Origin of the sequence: Aeromonas sp. FDAARGOS 1416, assembly GCF_019048085.1 — a bacterium.
GTDB classification, from domain to species: domain Bacteria; phylum Pseudomonadota; class Gammaproteobacteria; order Enterobacterales; family Aeromonadaceae; genus Aeromonas; species Aeromonas veronii.
In genome coordinates this window covers 875556-892319 of sequence record NZ_CP077301.1, presented here as the reverse complement: position 1 = coordinate 892319, position 16764 = coordinate 875556, and the positions used below count along the sequence as shown (strand labels likewise).

At 59.8% G+C, this 16764-nt stretch carries 15 protein-coding genes and 1 tRNA gene; 12 read left to right on the top strand and 4 right to left on the bottom strand.

The genetic code is table 11. The features are described from left to right. Positions 1 to 54: 54 nt before the first annotated feature. The 3 genes from I6L46_RS04035 to I6L46_RS04025 all read right to left on the bottom strand — a co-directional run bounded on the left by I6L46_RS04035 (position 55) and on the right by I6L46_RS04025 (position 2235). Positions 55 to 486 carry a hypothetical protein gene (locus I6L46_RS04035; RefSeq protein WP_041235087.1) on the bottom strand — a complete coding sequence of 144 codons (432 nt, stop codon included), beginning with the start codon at positions 484 to 486 and terminating at the stop codon, positions 55 to 57. Positions 487 to 702: 216 nt separating this feature from the next. Beyond that, positions 703 to 779, bottom strand: a tRNA-Pro gene (locus I6L46_RS04030). 112 nt (positions 780 to 891) lie between these two features. Beyond that, positions 892 to 2235 carry a dihydroorotase gene (locus I6L46_RS04025; protein ID WP_005334027.1) on the bottom strand — a complete coding sequence of 448 codons (1344 nt, stop codon included), beginning with the start codon at positions 2233 to 2235 and terminating at the stop codon, positions 892 to 894. A gap of 80 nt (positions 2236 to 2315) precedes the next feature. Here I6L46_RS04025 and I6L46_RS04020 point away from each other — a divergent pair, with 80 nt between their 5' ends. Beyond that, positions 2316 to 3191 carry a 6-carboxytetrahydropterin synthase gene (locus tag I6L46_RS04020; RefSeq protein WP_216977449.1) on the top strand — a complete coding sequence of 292 codons (876 nt, stop codon included), beginning with the start codon at positions 2316 to 2318 and terminating at the stop codon, positions 3189 to 3191. A gap of 73 nt (positions 3192 to 3264) precedes the next feature. Here the strand turns inward: I6L46_RS04020 and I6L46_RS04015 are convergent, their stop codons facing one another. Beyond that, entirely contained in the window at positions 3265 to 5277 is a 2013-nt protein-coding gene (locus tag I6L46_RS04015; protein ID WP_100646263.1) for a methyl-accepting chemotaxis protein, read from the bottom strand. Between the two features lie 252 nt (positions 5278 to 5529). On the opposite strand from I6L46_RS04015, the gene hinT reads away from it, so the two are divergent. The 11 genes from hinT to I6L46_RS03960 all read left to right on the top strand — a co-directional run bounded on the left by hinT (position 5530) and on the right by I6L46_RS03960 (position 16723). Next, the gene (gene hinT / locus I6L46_RS04010) at positions 5530 to 5880 is read left to right on the top strand and encodes a purine nucleoside phosphoramidase (RefSeq protein ID WP_181497201.1); all 351 of its coding nucleotides are present in this window, start codon (positions 5530 to 5532) and stop codon (positions 5878 to 5880) included. Continuing rightward, entirely contained in the window at positions 5880 to 7316 is a 1437-nt protein-coding gene (locus I6L46_RS04005; RefSeq protein WP_216977448.1) for a COG3014 family protein, read from the top strand. Before hinT ends, I6L46_RS04005 begins: the two co-directional genes overlap by 1 nt. An 83-nt stretch (positions 7317 to 7399) precedes the next feature. Further along, positions 7400 to 7798, top strand: coding sequence for a YcfL family protein (locus I6L46_RS04000; protein ID WP_021231011.1), 399 nt, complete (start codon positions 7400 to 7402; stop codon positions 7796 to 7798). Further along, positions 7798 to 8394 (top strand): penicillin-binding protein activator LpoB, encoded by a 597-nt coding sequence (gene lpoB / locus I6L46_RS03995; protein ID WP_005302153.1) that lies wholly within the window; start codon positions 7798 to 7800, stop codon positions 8392 to 8394. The genes I6L46_RS04000 and lpoB overlap by 1 nt, the downstream gene beginning before the upstream one ends. Continuing rightward, positions 8384 to 9229, top strand: a complete 846-nt coding sequence (locus I6L46_RS03990) for a choline/ethanolamine kinase family protein (RefSeq protein ID WP_216977447.1) — start codon at positions 8384 to 8386, stop codon at positions 9227 to 9229. The genes lpoB and I6L46_RS03990 overlap by 11 nt, the downstream gene beginning before the upstream one ends. Before the next feature lie 3 nt (positions 9230 to 9232). Next, positions 9233 to 10090: a DUF6279 family lipoprotein gene (locus tag I6L46_RS03985; RefSeq protein ID WP_005361577.1), complete on the top strand. Its 858-nt coding sequence runs from the start codon at positions 9233 to 9235 to the stop codon at positions 10088 to 10090. A gap of 96 nt (positions 10091 to 10186) precedes the next feature. Next, positions 10187 to 10621, top strand: coding sequence for a hypothetical protein (locus I6L46_RS03980; protein WP_005334044.1), 435 nt, complete (start codon positions 10187 to 10189; stop codon positions 10619 to 10621). A 158-nt stretch (positions 10622 to 10779) separates the two neighbouring features. Then, on the top strand, positions 10780 to 12582 hold the full coding sequence (secD, locus tag I6L46_RS03975) for a protein translocase subunit SecD (RefSeq protein ID WP_216977446.1): 1803 nt from the start codon (positions 10780 to 10782) through the stop codon (positions 12580 to 12582). Positions 12583 to 12732: 150 nt separating this feature from the next. Beyond that, the gene (secF, locus tag I6L46_RS03970; protein ID WP_216977445.1) at positions 12733 to 13650 is read left to right on the top strand and encodes a protein translocase subunit SecF; all 918 of its coding nucleotides are present in this window, start codon (positions 12733 to 12735) and stop codon (positions 13648 to 13650) included. A gap of 288 nt (positions 13651 to 13938) precedes the next feature. Beyond that, on the top strand, positions 13939 to 15240 hold the full coding sequence (glgC, locus tag I6L46_RS03965) for a glucose-1-phosphate adenylyltransferase (protein WP_005334047.1): 1302 nt from the start codon (positions 13939 to 13941) through the stop codon (positions 15238 to 15240). Positions 15241 to 15649: 409 nt separating this feature from the next. Further along, positions 15650 to 16723, top strand: a complete 1074-nt coding sequence (locus I6L46_RS03960; RefSeq protein ID WP_005344622.1) for a 3-deoxy-7-phosphoheptulonate synthase — start codon at positions 15650 to 15652, stop codon at positions 16721 to 16723. Positions 16724 to 16764: the final 41 nt, after the last annotated feature.

The following is a 16764-nucleotide window of genomic DNA, read 5'->3' as shown; positions in this document are numbered from 1 at the left end:
GAATTTTATCCTGCCATTAGGTGTATGTGATATAGATCTTGCAAACCACCAATATTAATCACTGTTTATTTTGATTTCGGCGAGATATTTCGCATTCAGAGTTCGCTCATCGAGTGCCCGTGGCAACAGGCGAAAAGTGAGCAGCGCCGAGATGGTATGCTGCACCTGCATCTGGGCCATAAAGAGATCCGGCTCATCCTCGTCAAAGCCGAAGATCGGCCGTGATGGGGTCACCCTGACGGCATCGCGGTTAATGGTCAGCTCATCGACCTTGAGCCAGGAGTAACCCTCTGCCAGTGCCAGCTCCCCTGCCCGCTTGAGCACATATTTGCGGGCGGTCTCCCTGTCCACCAGATCGTTGCCGACAAACTCCAGCTGCCACTTGTCAGGGCCAAGCCGGGTCTGGGAGAAACCGGTCTGGCCGTTCCAGAATGACTTTTCACTCTCGTAAGGGGTGGCGCAGCCCACCAGCAGCAGGGTGAGCATCAGCAGACAACAGGGTTTAGATACGGATGCAGACACGAAAGGCCTCGCCAGGCAAATGAGCAACAGAGTCGTTACTACACCATAAAGCGCGGTGGCTGCACAATCCGCTCGCGCCAACAGCGACCAGCGTGCATCACCACTGGCTTCGCGCCTGTGCGGCAAATCGCAGGCAAAAGAAAAGGCCTTGTCGTTTGACAAGGCCTTTATCGGGGAATTTGGTCGGTGTGAGAGGATTCGAACCTCCGACCCTCTACACCCCATGCAGATGCGCTACCTGGCTGCGCTACACACCGACGGAGTCAGCTCGGCTGACGGGGGCAGAGTTTATGGAGATGACCCTGCCCTGTCAACAGGGAAACGCCGCCAATTCCTCGGCCACGGTGCGTTCGCCTGCTTTGCGAACAATCAGCGGTTAAAGGTCAGCCGCTTGCCCAGGATCTGGTCAGTCACCTGCCCGTTTTGCCAGGCGATCTGGCCGTTCACCAGCGTCATCTCCACCGTGCTGTGGAAGCGGTAGCCGTTGAAGGGCGACCAGCCACAGTGGTAGAGGATGTTGTCATCGTTGACCACATAGGGCTTGCCCAGATCCAGCAGCACCAAATCGGCGAAATACCCCTCGCGGATATAACCGCGATCCTGCACCTGGAAGCGCTCGGCTACCGCGTGGGAGGTCTTCTTGACGATAGTCTCCAGGGTAAACACGCCGTTGTGGTAGAGCTCCAGCAGCGCCTGCAAAGAGTGCTGCACCAACGGTACGCCAGACGGCGCCTTGAAGTAGCTGTTCTGCTTCTCTTCCCAGGTGTGGGGCGCGTGGTCGGTGGCGATGATGTCGAGCACGTCATTGCGTACCGCATCCAGTAGTGCCTGCTGGTCGGCGGCACTCTTCACCGCAGGGTTGCACTTGATCAGGCTGCCCTGGGTCTCGTAATCGGCTTCATTGAAGAAGAGGTGGTGAACGCACACCTCGGCGGTGATGTTCTTGTCCTTCAACTCGCTCAGATCGTGGCTGGCGGTAAATAACGACAGCTCCTTGGCCGAGGTCAGATGCAGCACATGCAGCTTGGCACCGTATTTTTTCGCCAGCGCCACCGCCATGCTGGAGGATTTGTAGCACGCCTCGTCACTGCGAATGCGGCCGTGCTCGCCCATCGGCACATTCTCGCCCCACTTGGCCCGCGCAGCCTCTTCCGCCTTGGCGATGGTCGGGGTGTCTTCGCAGTGGGTGACGATCATCACCGGACTTTCGCGGAAGATGGCCGCCAGGGTCTCCTGATTGTCCACCAGCATGTTGCCGGTCGAAGAGCCCATAAACACCTTGACCCCGCAGGACTGCTTGGGGTCGAGACGCTTGATCTCTTCAAGATTGTCGTTGGTGGCGCCGAGATAGAAGCTGTAGTTGGCGACGGAGGAGTTGGCGGCGATCTGGTATTTGGCTTCGAGGGCGTCGAGGGTGGTGGTCTGGGGATTGACGTTGGGCATTTCCATGAAACTGGTGGTGCCACCGGCGACGGCGGCGCGGGATTCGCTGGCGATAGTCCCCTTGTGGGTCAATCCCGGCTCCCGGAAGTGGACCTGATCATCGATCATTCCGGGGATGAGATGGCGACCTGCGGCATCGATAACCAGCGCATCGGGCGCCTCGATATCCGGGGCGATGCGGGCAATCCGTTCCCCCTCGATCAACACATCGGAGGCATAGATACGGCCTTCGTTGACCAGGGTGGCATTCTTGATAAGCAGTTTGTTCATGGGGGGTTCCAGTTCCTTTGCCGATAATCGCGGGTCATAATAGCGCAAAACTGCCCTTTCTCTGTAGCAAGGCCTGACTGATGAAGTTATTTGTAAGAGATTTGACCGTGATCGACTCCAGCTACCTGTGCGAACGCCGCGGCATGGTGGGCGAGAGCTGGCTGGTAGATATCGAAATGAGCGGTGAGCTCAACGAAATGAGCATGCTGCTGGACTTTGGCCGGGTAAAGAGGCTGATCAAATCGATCATCGATGAAGAGGTGGACCACAAGCTGCTGGTGCCGACCGAGTGCCCGCTGATCCACGTCGAGACACTGGATGGTGACGAAAGCACAGTGGATCTGCTGCGCCCGGGTCGCTCCATCCATCTGCGCTGCCCATCCCAAGGCTTTGCCTTTATCCCGGCTCCGCAAGTTGATAAAGAGTCGGTGACCCGCTACCTGCTGGCGGTACTGGCCAAACGGCTGCCGGGCAATATCAAGGATCTCTCCCTAACCCTGCGTCAGGAGGCGATCACCGGTGCCTTCTACCACTACAGCCACGGCCTGAAAAAGCACGATGGCAACTGCCAGCGCATCGCCCACGGCCACCGCTCTCCCATCGAGGTCCACGTCGATGGCGAGCGCGACCAGGAGCTTGAGCTTAACTGGGCCGAACGCTGGGGCGATATCTACCTCGGCACCGAGGAGGACAAGGTGGCGCTGACCGAGCTCGCTTTGAGCCCCCGCGCCAATGCCCAGCTTGGCGAGCATCACTGCGGCTTCAAATATGTGGCGCCGCAAGGGCTGTTCCAGCTGGCCATTCCCAGCGCCGAGGTGGAGATGATCGACACTGACACCACGGTTGAGCTGCTGGCCTGCTACATCGCCCGCGAAGTGAAGAAGATGGTGGGCGACAAGTTCGTCAAGATTGTCGCCTATGAAGGGGTCGGCAAGGGCGCGATTGCCTACGCCTGATCCCCTTGTCACTGCCGCAATAAAGAGAAGGCCCCGCATCTGCGGGGCCTTCTCTTTTTTCAGCGCGTGACCATCAGGCGCTGAGGCGGAAGCGCTTGACCAGGCTCTCCTGCTGCTCGGCAAGGGAGTCCAGCTGCTGGCTGGTCTCGGCCACCCGCTCGATCCCCTGATAGTTGAGATCCGAGATATCGGAAATGCGGTTGAGGTTGGTGGCGATATCGGCGCTGGTGGCTTGCTGCTGCTCGGCGGCAGAAGCGATCTGACTCGACATGTCGCTGATCAGCACCACAATTCCCTGCACCTCCTCCATGGCGTTGTTGGCGTGAGAGCTCTGATCCACGCAGCTGTCCATCTCGCGAGAGCACTCCTGCATCACGGTCACCGCCTTGGCGACTCCCTGCTGCAGGTTTTCGATCATGGTCTGGATCTCGCTGGTGGACTGGGCGGTACGGCCCGCCAGACTGCGTACCTCATCCGCCACCACCGCAAATCCGCGCCCCTGCTCGCCGGCCCGCGCCGCTTCGATGGCGGCGTTGAGGGCCAGCAGGTTGGTCTGCTCGGCGATGCCTCGAATGACATCGAGGATATTGCCTATCTGGCTGCTCATGGCGCTCACATCACCAATCACCTTGCCGGTCTGTTGCAGTTTGCCCGCCAGTTGATGAGTGGTGGTGATATTGCCTGCCATCACCTTGCGTCCCATCTCGGAGGCCTTCTCCACATCCTGCACCCGCTCCAGGGTCTGGTTGGCAGCCTGCGCGACCTCCCGCACCGAGGCCTCCATCTGGGTCATGGCGGCGGCGACCGAGGCGGTCTCCTGCCGCTGTTTTTCCAGATCCGCCCGCACCGATTCGGTGGTGTGGCGATTGCCGTGGGCGGCATCGTTAAGCTGTGCAGACGCTTGTGAAAGCTGTGCCAGCACCTCCCCCATCTGGGCAATCAGCAGGTTGATCTGGCTGCCCAGCTGGCCGAATTCGTTCTTGCTCTGAAAACCGATGCGCTGGGTCATGTCGCCCTGGGTCACTTCGGTCAGCACCCGCAGCAACTCCCTGAGCGGACGGCGAATGGCCTTGCCCAGGGTATAAGCCACCAGCATGGCGATCAGGATGGCGACGACGATGCTGGTTCCCTGTGTCAGGGTGCTCTGGCTCTGTGTGGCTTTGGCGTGCTGAATGCTCTGACTCATCAGCTGCTGACTCTGGCCGGTGATCCGCTCAAGCCGGTTCTGGATCTCGACGATCAGGGCGCTCGCCTGCTTGCTCTTCTCCCGCATCTGTTCCTGCTGCTTCATCAGCGCCAGATACTGGGAGAGCACGCCTTCGCTTGCGGTGGTGTCGCGCACGAAGCCGTGAACATAGTGGCCCATGTCGTTCTCGAAGTTCTTCAGCTCCCCCTGCAGATCCTTGATGGTGCTGTTGAACCCCTCGATCTGCATCTTGTTGCGCTTGAGCGCCCCTTCGATGGGAGCCGGAATAGTCTGATTGAGGGCGTCCATGGTGGAGAGTTCGATGGCGGAGAGCTTGGTGGTCAGGGTCTCGGAGAGCATCTTGATAAAGCTGTCGTCGATGGTGACCATCATGTCACCCAGACTCTTCTTGAACTGGGGCAGACTGACCTGAAACTGCCCCTTGGCCAGATTGACCTTGTGCAGCCGGGTGAGCAGCGCCTCGTGTTCGCCGGGCAGGGTATCGGTCAGTTGCAGGTAGCTGTCGACCTGCTGGCTGAGGCTGCTCATCTCCCCTTGCAGTTCGGGGTGGTGGGCCACCTGCTGGCGCAAGACGTCGAGGCTCTTGCCCACCGCAGCCTTGGCCTGTTTCAGTTCGGCCACTTCGGCCGGCAGCTGTTTGGGGTCCTGCTCGGTGAGCACATCCCCCAGCCACTTGTTGGCGCTGAGCAGGGTGATCTGGGTCTGGCTGCTGGCAATCACCAGCGGCATCGACTGCTGGGTCACCTGCTCCAGTGCGTTCCCCAGAGTCTCCTGACTACGAAATGTGAGCAGTGAACTGGCCACCATCACGGCCACCAGGATCGCGAAGCCAAGGTAGACTCGCTGCAAGATGGAGAGATCCGACATTGTTTGTTTCATTATTGTCCCGCTGTATATGCAAAAGTCCCTTGCCTGAGTACCCCGTCCTTTTGATACCCTGCAGACCACCCTGAACAGGCGCTGCAGATGACGTCCCTCTGGCTATCGGTATTTTTAACAATAACTGAAGGGAATGGGACATCAGCTGTGTCAAATGTCGGCTTGTGTCACACTTGGCGTGCTGCTCGCCCCCCTTTCGGGAGCCGCTTGGGGTTCTAGTTCAATTTTCTGTTTCATATAAGGGAGTTAGCCATGGCGCAAGAAACCATTTTCAGCAAAATAATCCGTAAAGAGATCCCCGCCGACATCCTTTATCAAGACGATCTGGTCACCGCATTCCGGGATATCCAGCCCAAGGCCAAGACCCATATTCTGATCATCCCCAATGTGCTGATCCCCACCGTCAATGACGTGGAAGCCGAACATGAACTGGCCCTTGGCCGGATGTTCACCGTGGCCCGCAAACTGGCCACCGAGGCTGGCATCGCCGAAGATGGCTACCGCCTCATCATGAACTGCAACCGCCACGGCGGGCAGGAGGTCTACCACATCCACATGCATCTGGTCGGTGGCCAGCCGCTGGGACCGCTGCTCAGCCTGTAATGAATCGCAACGCCTCAACCTGCCGCAGCGCCCTGTTGCTCTGCGGCGCCCTGCTGTTGCTGGGAGGCTGCGCCTCCCGCTGGCAGGATATGTTCGTCTCCTACTCCGATCAGATGGTGCCCCTGCGCAACCAGCTGCTGCTGGGCCATGCCGCCGAGGCGCTGCCCGAGGTGCGCGACTCCACCCTGGGGGATGACACCTTTGTGCTGGATCGGCTCGAACAGGGGCGCATTGCCTGGCTGGCAGGTCAGGATGCGGGCAGCAAGCAGGCGTTCACCGCCGCCGACAGCCGCCTTCAGTGGGAAGAGAATCAGGCCGAATACCGGCTGAGCCACGGTCTGGATCAGGTGGGCAGTCTGCTCACCAACGATCAGTCGATGGCCTATCGTACTCCCGATTACGAACGCACCATGCTGCATCACTATCTGGCCCTCAACTATCTGCAACGGGGTGATGCCGATGGCGCCCTGGTGGAAATACGCCGGGCCAATCAGGTGCAGGAGCAGGCCCTGAAACGGCGAGCCGATGAGGTGCGCAAGGCGAAGGATGAGAGCGAAGAGGCCGAACCAGAAGGGGAGATGCGCCAGCTGATGTCGCGCGGCGCACCGGATCTCGACCGGTTGATCGGCAAGGTCAAAAACGGTTTTCAGAACGCCTACACCTTCTATTTTTCCGCCGTGCTCTATGAGGCGGCCGGGGATCTCAACGATGCCTGGGTCGACTATCAGCGCGGCTACCAGATAGCGCCGGACAACCGCAGCCTGCAAGATGCCTTGCTGCGTCTGGCGCGGCTGCGTGGCTCACCGGACGAGATCCGCGAGACCGAGAAAAAGATAGGCCGCAAAGCACCGCCGCTTGCAAAAGATCAAGGCCAACTGGTGGTGCTGTTTGAAGATGGTTTGATCCCGGCACGGCGCGAGCTGTTCCTGCCACTGCCCATCTCCACCTCCCGCGGCGATTTTCGCACCTTTACCGTGGCCATCCCCTATTACGATAATCGGGCCAGCGACACCAGCCCGCTGACGGTGGAGGTCGGCAAGCGGGCCTGGCAGACCAGCGAGCTGGTCAGGCTGGAAGCGCTGGCCGCCAAAGATCTGCAGGAGCGGCTGCCCGGTATGCTGACCCGCCAGGCGCTGCGACTGGTGGCCAAGGAGCAAATGCGCCGCACCGCCGCCAAAGAGGGGGGCGATGTGGGCAATATTCTGGTGGGGATCTTCAACACTCTCTCGGAGCGGGCCGATACCCGCAGCTGGCTGACGCTGCCAGCTCAGGCATCGAGCTGGCAGGGAATAGTGCCGGCAGGTGACATCAATCTCACCCTGGGCGCGGGGGCAGCGCAGCGGCAATTGCCGCTCACCATCCACAAGGGCCGCACCACCCTGGTCTGGGTACAACGCCTCGGCGCCGGTCTGACCACCCGGGTGATGCCGCTCTGAGCAGATGGCGAAGAGATATGAGCAAGACCATTAACGGGCAGCCCCTCAGTGCTGCCCAAATCCCTCCAATCAAGGAGAGCAAGATGAAATCATACGGGTTGGCCCTCGGGCTCGCGCTGCTGCTGACCGGCTGCGCCACCAACACCTCAGGCGTGGCGCTCTATGGCCCGGCGGGCGGTGCTCCCACGCTGGAGCAGCATCAAAACGTCAACGTCACCCTGACCGAGCTGAGCCGCCGCCAGCAAAATGGCCTGCTGCAGGTCAATGTGGCCGCCGCCAGTACCCAGCGCGGCGATAACAAGCTGCAATATATCTTCTATTGGTATGATGAGGCCGGTCAGGAGGTCGCCAGCGATGGCCGCGGCTGGACCCCCATCAAGCTGCATGGCTATCAGACCCGCACCCTCTCGGCCCTGGCGCCCAGCCCGGCGGCGCAGGGTTATCGGATTTACGTACGCGAAGTGATTGAGGAATCCTACTGATGAAAATGAATCATGCCCTGCTGATCCTGACCGGCGCGTTGCTCTTGGGCGGCTGCTCCAGCACCACCGTCAGCTATGGCGATCCCACTGAAACTGAAACCGTCACCGTCGATTACGGCTCAAGCGACCTGCAGGCCATCGCCGACAAGATGGCGGACTCCATGCTCGCCTCCCCTGCCACCAGCGAGATCACCGCAGGCGGTCGTCCGGTGATGTTTATGGACTCTATCCGCAACAAGACCTCCGAGCACATCGATACCGAAGCCATCACCGATACCATCCGCACCAAGTTGCTGCGGGCCGGCAAGTTCCGCTTCGTCGACATGAGCAAGGTGGCCGCCGTCAAGCAACAGCTCGAATACCAGCAGAGCAGCGGCATGGTGGATCCTGCCTCCATGGTGCGGCTTGGCAAGCAGACCGGTGCCCGTTACATGGTCTATGGCAACCTCGCCAGCATCGTCAAGGACAATGGCAAGGTGAAAGATGTCTACTACCAGATGACCATGAACCTGATGGATCTGCAAAACGGCGAACTGCTCTGGGCCGATCAGAAAGAGATCCGCAAACAGGCGAAGAAATCCACCTTTGGCTGGTAACAAGCTCCCGGTGACAGGCAACCGTGATCCGCTACTGGCCAGCCTGCCCGCCCCCTGGCGGGAGGGGCAGCTGGAACCACTCGGGTTAGGTCTGACCAACTGCAACTATCGACTGCGCCTCCCCTCGGGGCGCAGTTACTTTTTGCGCCAAGGCCACCCGGACCCGGTGCGCCTTGGCATCGACCGGGCCACCGAGTGGCAGCTCTATCAGGGAGCGATGGCCGAAGGGCTGGCCCTACCCTGTCACTACAAGGACCCCGCCAGCGGCCTGATGCTGCTGGAGTGGTGCGACGAGCCAAACTGGCTAGAGGCTGCGCCTCCCGTCGCCAAACAGCCCCGTCTGCTGGCAGAGGCGCTGCGCAAGCTGCATCGCCTCCCCCTTCCCTCTGTGGTGATGGCGGTGCGCGCCCACGCCGCCGGTTATCGCGCCCGGCTGGCTCAGGTACCGACCTGGTTGCCGGCACTGGAGCGCAGCCTGCTTGCCAGCCGCGAACCCGACAATTGCTGGCGCCCTTGCCACCATGATCTCAATCCGGCTAACTTGTTGGGAAGCAAACCCTGGGTCATCGACTGGGAGTATGGCGCGGCAGGTCACCCCGGCTTTGAGCTCGCCAGCATCCAGCGCACCCATGAGTGGCCCGCCGAGCGGCGCGACGAGCTGGAAGCGCACTATCTGCAGGCCCTGCCGCGCCACCAGTGGCCCGATTTTCAGAGCGAGGCATTTTTACCCTGGGTCGACTATATCGGCCTGCTCTGGGCCCTGCTGATGACAGAGCAACAGCCCTCACTCGACTATGACACCCTGATCGCCATCAACCGGCAACGACTGGAGTAACAGATGATAAACAAGGTGCGCTGGCACAAGCCGAAAACCTGGGGTCTGCTGCTGATCGGCCTGCTGCTGACCGGCTGCTCCACCCGGGTGATCTACTACTGGCTCGATACCGCCATCATCTGGCAGCTGGATGACTACTTTGCCCTCTCCTATTCGCAGAAGGATCTGCTCAGCCGCGAAGTGAAGGGGCTGATGGCCTGGCACCGCCAGCACGAGCTGCCGCGCTACGCCAGGGATCTCGATGCACTGGCCAAGGCGGTGGCCAGCCCCATGACGCCGGAGCAGATCTCGACCAACCTAGATGCGGTGCAGCAGAGCCTGACCCGCACGCTGGAAAATACTATCCCCCGCGCGGTCAGGCTAGCGCGCACCCTGACCGATGAGCAGGTGGCCCGCTTTATGACCGATCGGGTCAAGCGGCAACAGGAGCGGCAAAAGGACTTTGCCACTGAGCCCAAAGAGCAGATGCTGGCAGAGTTTCGCGACAAGATGAACAAGCGGCTCGAGTTCTGGATTGGCGAGGTGAAACCGGCACAGGCACCACTGGTGGCCCAGTGGGCCGAATGGCAATACGAGCTGATGCCCCCCTGGCTCGAGTTTCAGGAGTCCTGGACCCAGGAGCTGGACAGGCTGATGAAGCAGCGCCAGAGTCCCGACTTTACCCGCGAGCTGACTGACCTGCTGGCCGAGGGGGATGGGCTGATGGATGGCCGCTTTACCGGCTATACCGAACAGTCGCGCCAGCGTACCGTCAACTGGCTGAGCGCCATGAGCCAGTCGCTGGATATCTCCCAGCGGGCCCATCTCTACTCCCTGCTCAAGGGTTATGCCCGCGACTTCAAGCAGATGAGCGGCAGCTGACAGCCAGCACCGAATGGTGCCATGCGCACGGGGCAACCTTGTTCAAACCGGGCGCTTATGGTAGTTTGCCCTTTCTATTTATCGGGAATTAACTTTTTGCGCCTTATCGACAAAGTAAAACTGGTGCTGGTAACTCTGGTTATCGCCCTCACCCTGCTTTGTTCCATCGCCCGAATGGAAGGCCCGCTGCTACCCGCATCTCCCCAGAGTGAACAGCAGCAGACTCAGGTGTTCAATCAGCTTAGCGACAGCGATGATGGCATCATCAAGTTTGTCGGCAGCCATCAGAATCACCTGCTGCGTCTCGAACAATCCCTGCGCAGTGACAACCAGCCCAAGAGTGTGGTCTACGAGCTGATCCAGAGCTGGTCGGCCCAGGCCATCCTGCTGTTGCTGCTCGGCTGGCTAATGCTGGCACCCGAGCTCTATCACAAACAGAGTTTTCGCGATCGCTTTGGCGCGATCCACCGACGCCATCTACAGCGCCAACATCTGCAATACCGCTTCACCCAGAGCTATCTGAGCGCCTAACCCCGGAGGGGCTGGCACATCCACTGTTTGCTCATCTCCTCTTCCTGACGGATCCGGCAACTGCCTGATCCGCATCTGATGCATCCCATTTTTTGCGCCTTGCCGAGCCTTGTTGCTATCGGCCCGGGCACCATTCTCCTGACAGAGGCTTGTTTGCCATGAGAAAGAGCAATCGCACCGTTCTCAACCGCATGAGCAAGTGGCAGTACGCACTGCTGCTGTTGATGCTGTTGACCTTTACCTTTTACTCCCTGCCCACCTTTTTCGGTGAGCAGCCCTCCCTCGACCTGCACGGACAGCAGCGCCTGACGGCTCAGCAACAGATGCTGCTGAGCGACAAGCACCTGACACCGGTCAAGGTGATCGAGCAACCTGAGCGAGTCGAGCTGGTCTTTGCCAGCCAGGGCGAACAGCAGCGCGCCAAGCAGTTGCTGGAGCTGCAAGGGGTCGACAGTGCCGCCCTGACCCTGGAGTTTCACTCCAATGCGCCGGCCTGGATCACTCGCCTCGGCGCCGACCCCATCAAGCTGGGGCTCGACCTGCGTGGCGGCTCCCAGCTGCTGATCGGGGTGGACGTGGACTTTGTCATCGACAATCAGACCAAGAATTTGGTGGATACCCTGCGCACCCGCTTCCGTGAAGCCAATCTGCGCGGCGCCAGCGTCACGCGCAGCGCACAGGGCGCCGTAGCCGTCACCCTGCCGGAGGTGGCCGAACAGGAGAGCTGGCTCGCCATCATCAAGGAGAGTGCCGGTACCCGTCAGGATCAGTGGAAGCTGACCCGCTCCGGCAATGAGCTGAAACTGGTGCTGAGCGAGGCGGAGCGTACCCTGCTGGTCAACAACGCCGTGGCCCAGAACCTGTCGATCCTGAAAAAACGGATCAACGAGCTCGGCATCGTCGAAGCCTCGGTGGTGCGTCAGGGGCAGGATGGCATCCGTATCGAACTGCCCGGGGTGCACAACCCCAAGCAGGCGAAAGAGGTGATCGGGGCCACCGCCTCGCTGGCCTTCTACGAGGCCAAAGCCGACAGCCACTTCTATATCGCCGATCGCAACGGTCAGGCCGTCGGCATGGCACGCAAGCCGGTGCTGACCGGCGCGCACATCGTCGATGCCCGCGCCAACATGGGCGAAATGGGTCAACCCCAGGTCAATATCGTGCTCGACACCCTGGGTGGCAGCAAGATGAACCAGTTCAGCCGCCAGCATGTGGGCAAGCCGATGGCGACCGTCTTCACCGAGTACAAGACCAACGCTCAGGGCAAACTGCGCGCCCAGAGCGAGGTGATCAACGTCGCCACCATCCAGACCGCCCTTGGCAACCAGTTCCGCATCACCGGCATTGGCAGTCTGCCGGAAGCGCAAGAGCTGGCCATGCTGCTGCGTGCCGGCGCCCTCACCGCCCCTCTCAAGATCCTGGAAGAACGCAGTATTGGCCCGACGCTGGGGATGCAGAATATCGAGGCGGGCTTCACCGCGCTGGCCTTCGGCATGGCAGGCATGATGCTGTTCATGATGGCCTGGTACCGCAAATTCGGCTGGGTTGCCATCACGGCGCTGGTCGCCAACCTGTTGATGCAGGTCGGCATGCTGGCGGTGCTGCCGGGCGCCGTGCTGACCCTGCCGGGGATCGCCGGTCTGGTGCTGACGGTGGGCATGGCGGTGGATACCCATGTGCTGATCTTCGAGCGGATCAGGGACCGTCTGCGAGAAGGGGGCTCACTGGCCAACGCCATCGACTTTGGCTATCGCTCCGCCTTCCACACCATTTTCGATGCCAATATCACTACGCTCATCTGCGCCGTGGTGCTCTATTCCATTGGCTCCGGGCCGCTGCAGGGCTTCTCCATCACCCTCATTCTGGGTCTGCTCTCCAGCATGATCACCGGGATCTGGGGGACGCGCGCCATCATCAACCCCCTCTGGGGACGCAGCAGCGAGCGCACGCTGAAGGTGTAACGGGACAGTTGTCCCTCTGATGAGCGGCTTTGGCTGCGCCATCGGCCATGGATATGACCGGGGCGGCCAAAGCAGAACACTATTCCCCGGCGTGTCGCGACACGTCGTGATGGGCCAACAGCCTGATGCTGGATGGCCAAGGAGAGAATTATGTTGAGAATGATCGTTGCCATGGGGCTGACCCGTTGGCGTTATATTGGCCTGTGGGCTTCCATCCTGCTGACCGTGGCCAGCGTCGCCATCTTGCTGGTGAACGGCCTGACACTGGGGCTCGATTTTACCGGCGGGATCCTGCTGGAGTTTCATATCCAGACCCTGAAAGAGGCCCATGAACTCAATGCCATGCTGGTCTCCCCGCTGGCGGGAGCCGTTGAGCTGAGCTCGGCCGGTATTCCCGGCGAGTGGCTGATCAAGCTGCCCCCCCACGAACTGCACTGGCCCGCGGCGGATCTCGCCACCATGCTGACCCAACAGCTGGGGATGCCGGTCGAGTTGCTGCGCACCACCATCGTCGGCCCTCAGGTGGGTGCCGAACTGTTCCAGCAGGGGATGCTGGCCGTGCTGGTCGCTTCGCTGGCGATGTCGGCCTATCTGGCGTTTCGCTTCGAGTGGCGTCAAGCCATCGGCATCCTGCTCTCGGTGGTCCATGACGCCATCGTGGCGCTGGGGCTGCTGTCACTCTTTCAGATCGAATTCGATCTGAACATCATCGCCGGTTTGATGGCGGTGATCGGCTACTCCCTCAACGACAGCATCGTCATCTCGGACAGGTTGCGGGATCTTCTGAGCTCGCGTACCCAGATGGGGATCCACGAATGCTCCGATGTGGCCATCAAGGCGACTTTCAGTCGCACCATGATCACCTCGGGCACCACCCTGTTTACTGTGGGTGCGCTGCTGCTGTTTGGCGGTGACGCCCTCTACGGCTTCTCCTTCACCCTGTTTGCCGGGATCCTGGTGGGCACCGTCTCCTCCATTACCGTCGCCTCGACCGTGCAGGAGCTGCTTGGGCTCACCCCGCAGGCCTACCAGAAGAAGAGCGAGGAGCCACTGGCCAACGCAGCCTGAACCTTGTTAACCAGGCCCGGCTTACCGGGTCTCAACAAACCGGGCCCCTGCCAACCATTGGCAGGGGCTTTTTCATCCCTCCTCTCGGTCTCTCGCCGTCCCTTTTGTTGCTCGGCTCGCTTCAATTGACAACTGACCATATTGAAAGCAATGACGGATCAACCCGTCATTTTTAATAACAAAAAGGTCATTTTATTACGTCAGAAACCATAAAATGTGACTGAAAGCACTTTCTTGAGGGCTCAAAGGAGGCAACATTGTAGTGATTTATCTACAAAGGGATATGAGATGTTGTTACAACCTGCCAATACAGCAAAATCCAGACAGTTGCTGAACGAGACCATGGCTTTGGTACTCGCAGGAGGGCGGGGTAGTCGCCTCAAACAGTTAACCGACAACCGTGCAAAACCTGCCGTTCATTTCGGCGGCAAATTCCGCATCATCGATTTCGTGCTCTCCAACTGCATCAACTCCGGCATCCGTCGGGTCGGTGTCGTGACCCAGTACAAATCCCACAGCCTGTTGCGCCATCTCCAGTCAGGCTGGTCTTTCCTGCGCTACCAGATGAACGAGTTTATCGATCTGCTCCCTGCCCAGCAGCGGGTGGATGAGGTGAACTGGTATCGGGGTACCGCCGACGCGGTCTACCAGAATCTGGATATCATCCGCGATCACGCCCCCAAATATGTGGTGGTGCTGGCAGGCGATCACATCTACAAGATGGATTACGCCGCCATGCTGCTCGACCACGTAAATATGGGCGCCAAGGTGACCGTTGCCTGCATCGAGGTGCCACGCAGTGAAGCAAGCGCCTTCGGGGTAATGGCGGTGGATGATGATCGCAAGATCAATGCCTTCGTCGAAAAGCCTGCCAACCCGCCCGCCATGCCGGGCAAGGCCGACACCGCGCTGGCCTCCATGGGCGTCTATATCTTCGATGCAGAGTATCTCTATCAGTTGCTGGAAGAGGACATTGCCAACGAGCAGTCCCATCACGATTTCGGCATGGACGTGATCCCCCGCGTGGTGAAAGAGGGCACCGCATTCGCTCACCCGTTTGGCATGTCCTGTGTCGGCTGCTGTCCGGATCGCCGCCCCTACTGGCGCGATGTGGGCACCGTGGACTCCTTCTGGGAAGCCAACATGGATCTCGCCTCAGTCACGCCGGAGCTGGATATCTACGATCAGGACTGGCCCATCTGGACCAGCCAGAACATGACTCCTCCCGCCAAGTTCGTGCAGGACCGAAACGGCCAGCACGGCATGACCATCAACTCCATGTTTGCCGGGGGCACCATCGTCAGTGGCTCTTTCATCCTGAGTTCGGTGCTCTTTACCAATGTGCGGGTCGACTCCTTCTGCACCCTGGATCAGGCCGTGATCTTCCCGGGTGTGGAGATAGGTGCCGGTTGCCGACTGCGCCGGGTGGTGATCGACAAGGGGTGCAAGCTGCCGGAAGGCACGGTGATCGGTGAAAACGCCGATGAAGATGCACGTCGCTTCCACCGCTCCGAGCAGGGTATAGTGCTGGTCACCCAGGGGATGCTCACTCGCCTGAACAAAGAGCTGCAGGGAAAACAGAAGCGCTGATCCGCAGCCAGACGGGATCCCCCTTCCTACCGCAAAGGGAGCCTTTATGGCTCCCTCTTTCTATGGCTGACCAGATAGCCACCTCACACCATCATTGCCATCGCGTTGCAGTCTCCCAGAGATACCATTTACTGTGGGTAAACAGCTGGGCAACGCAGCCTTCACGCCCTCAAATCGTAAACATTAAATTACACAAAAACCATTATCCCTCCGAAAAACCATCTGTATTATTACTGTTCGCGCTATATAGCAGCTCCTTTATCTGACTTTTTAGCGGTAAATCCACTAGTTTCACTTGATTGTTTGTTTTTCCTTGGTAAGGTGATGGCGGTTGCGTAACAAAGCAGGTACCAGTGTAAATATATAGGTACAGCCGCTTTTGGCTTAATACAGTAGAGAGAATGAAATCATGCAAAGAGACCCCCTGAACAACATCCATATCCAGTCCGAACAAGTGATGATCACGCCTGCCCAGCTCAAGGAGAAGTTACCCATCTCCGACAAGGCGCTGGCATTCGTGCAAGGGGCCCGCAATACCATCGCCGACATCATCCACCGCCGCGATCACCGCTTGCTGGTGATCTGTGGTCCCTGTTCCATCCACGACATGGACGCCGCCAAAGAGTACGCAACCAGACTCAAAGCGCTGCATGATGCCTATCAGGACTCTCTCTACATTGTCATGCGAGTCTACTTTGAGAAGCCGCGCACCACGGTCGGCTGGAAAGGCTTTATCAACGACCCCAATCTGGATGGCACCTTCGATGTGGAGCTGGGGCTGCACCGTGCCCGCGAGCTGCTCTGCTGGCTGGCGGAGCTGGAATTGCCGCTGGCCACCGAAGCGCTCGATCCCATCAGCCCGCAATACTTGGCTGAGCTCTTCTCCTGGTCAGCCATCGGCGCCCGTACCACCGAATCCCAGACCCACAGGGAGATGGCGTCCGGTCTCTCCATGCCGGTCGGCTTCAAGAACGGCACCGACGGCAACCTGGGGACTGCCATTAATGCGTTGCAGGCGGCCTCCTCCCCTCACGCCTTTATGGGGATCAACCAGCAGGGCCAGGTTGCGCTGCTGCAGACCCAGGGCAACCCGGATGGCCACGTGATCCTGCGCGGCGGCAAACATCCCAACTATGACTCGGTCAACGTGTCGCTGGCGGAAGAGGCGCTGGAGAAAGCGGGCCTGCTGCCGAGCCTTGTGGTGGATTGCAGCCACGGCAACTCCAGCAAGGATCACCGTTTGCAGCCCAAGGTGGCCGACAACGTCATCCACCAGATCCAGGAGGGCAACCGCTCCATCATCGGGGTGATGCTCGAATCCAACCTGTTCGAGGGAAACCAGTCCAGCGAGCAGCCCAAGCAGCAGATGCGCTACGGGGTCTCCATCACAGATGCCTGCATCGACTGGGACACCACCGCCACCCTGCTGGCCCGCTGCCACAACCAGCTGGCTGACCCTCTCAAGGGCAGAACTGCGCGGTAAGCCGTGGTATCTTGTCGTAACCTATTGAACAATCGAGGTAT

Coding starts and splice junctions, on each gene's coding strand:
- lpoB (WP_005302153.1), top strand. CDS start 7,798: ATGAAAATGAATCATGCCCTGCTGATCCTGACCGGCGCGTTGCTCTTG.
- I6L46_RS03960 (WP_005344622.1), top strand. CDS start 15,650: ATGCAAAGAGACCCCCTGAACAACATCCATATCCAGTCCGAACAAGTG.
- I6L46_RS04025 (WP_005334027.1), bottom strand. CDS start 2,235: ATGAACAAACTGCTTATCAAGAATGCCACCCTGGTCAACGAAGGCCGT.
- glgC (WP_005334047.1), top strand. CDS start 13,939: ATGTTGTTACAACCTGCCAATACAGCAAAATCCAGACAGTTGCTGAAC.
- I6L46_RS04035 (WP_041235087.1), bottom strand. CDS start 486: ATGCTCACCCTGCTGCTGGTGGGCTGCGCCACCCCTTACGAGAGTGAA.
- hinT (WP_181497201.1), top strand. CDS start 5,530: ATGGCGCAAGAAACCATTTTCAGCAAAATAATCCGTAAAGAGATCCCC.
- I6L46_RS04015 (WP_100646263.1), bottom strand. CDS start 5,277: ATGAAACAAACAATGTCGGATCTCTCCATCTTGCAGCGAGTCTACCTT.
- I6L46_RS03985 (WP_005361577.1), top strand. CDS start 9,233: ATGATAAACAAGGTGCGCTGGCACAAGCCGAAAACCTGGGGTCTGCTG.
- I6L46_RS04005 (WP_216977448.1), top strand. CDS start 5,880: ATGAATCGCAACGCCTCAACCTGCCGCAGCGCCCTGTTGCTCTGCGGC.
- I6L46_RS04000 (WP_021231011.1), top strand. CDS start 7,400: ATGAAATCATACGGGTTGGCCCTCGGGCTCGCGCTGCTGCTGACCGGC.
- I6L46_RS04020 (WP_216977449.1), top strand. CDS start 2,316: ATGAAGTTATTTGTAAGAGATTTGACCGTGATCGACTCCAGCTACCTG.
- secF (WP_216977445.1), top strand. CDS start 12,733: ATGTTGAGAATGATCGTTGCCATGGGGCTGACCCGTTGGCGTTATATT.
- secD (WP_216977446.1), top strand. CDS start 10,780: ATGAGAAAGAGCAATCGCACCGTTCTCAACCGCATGAGCAAGTGGCAG.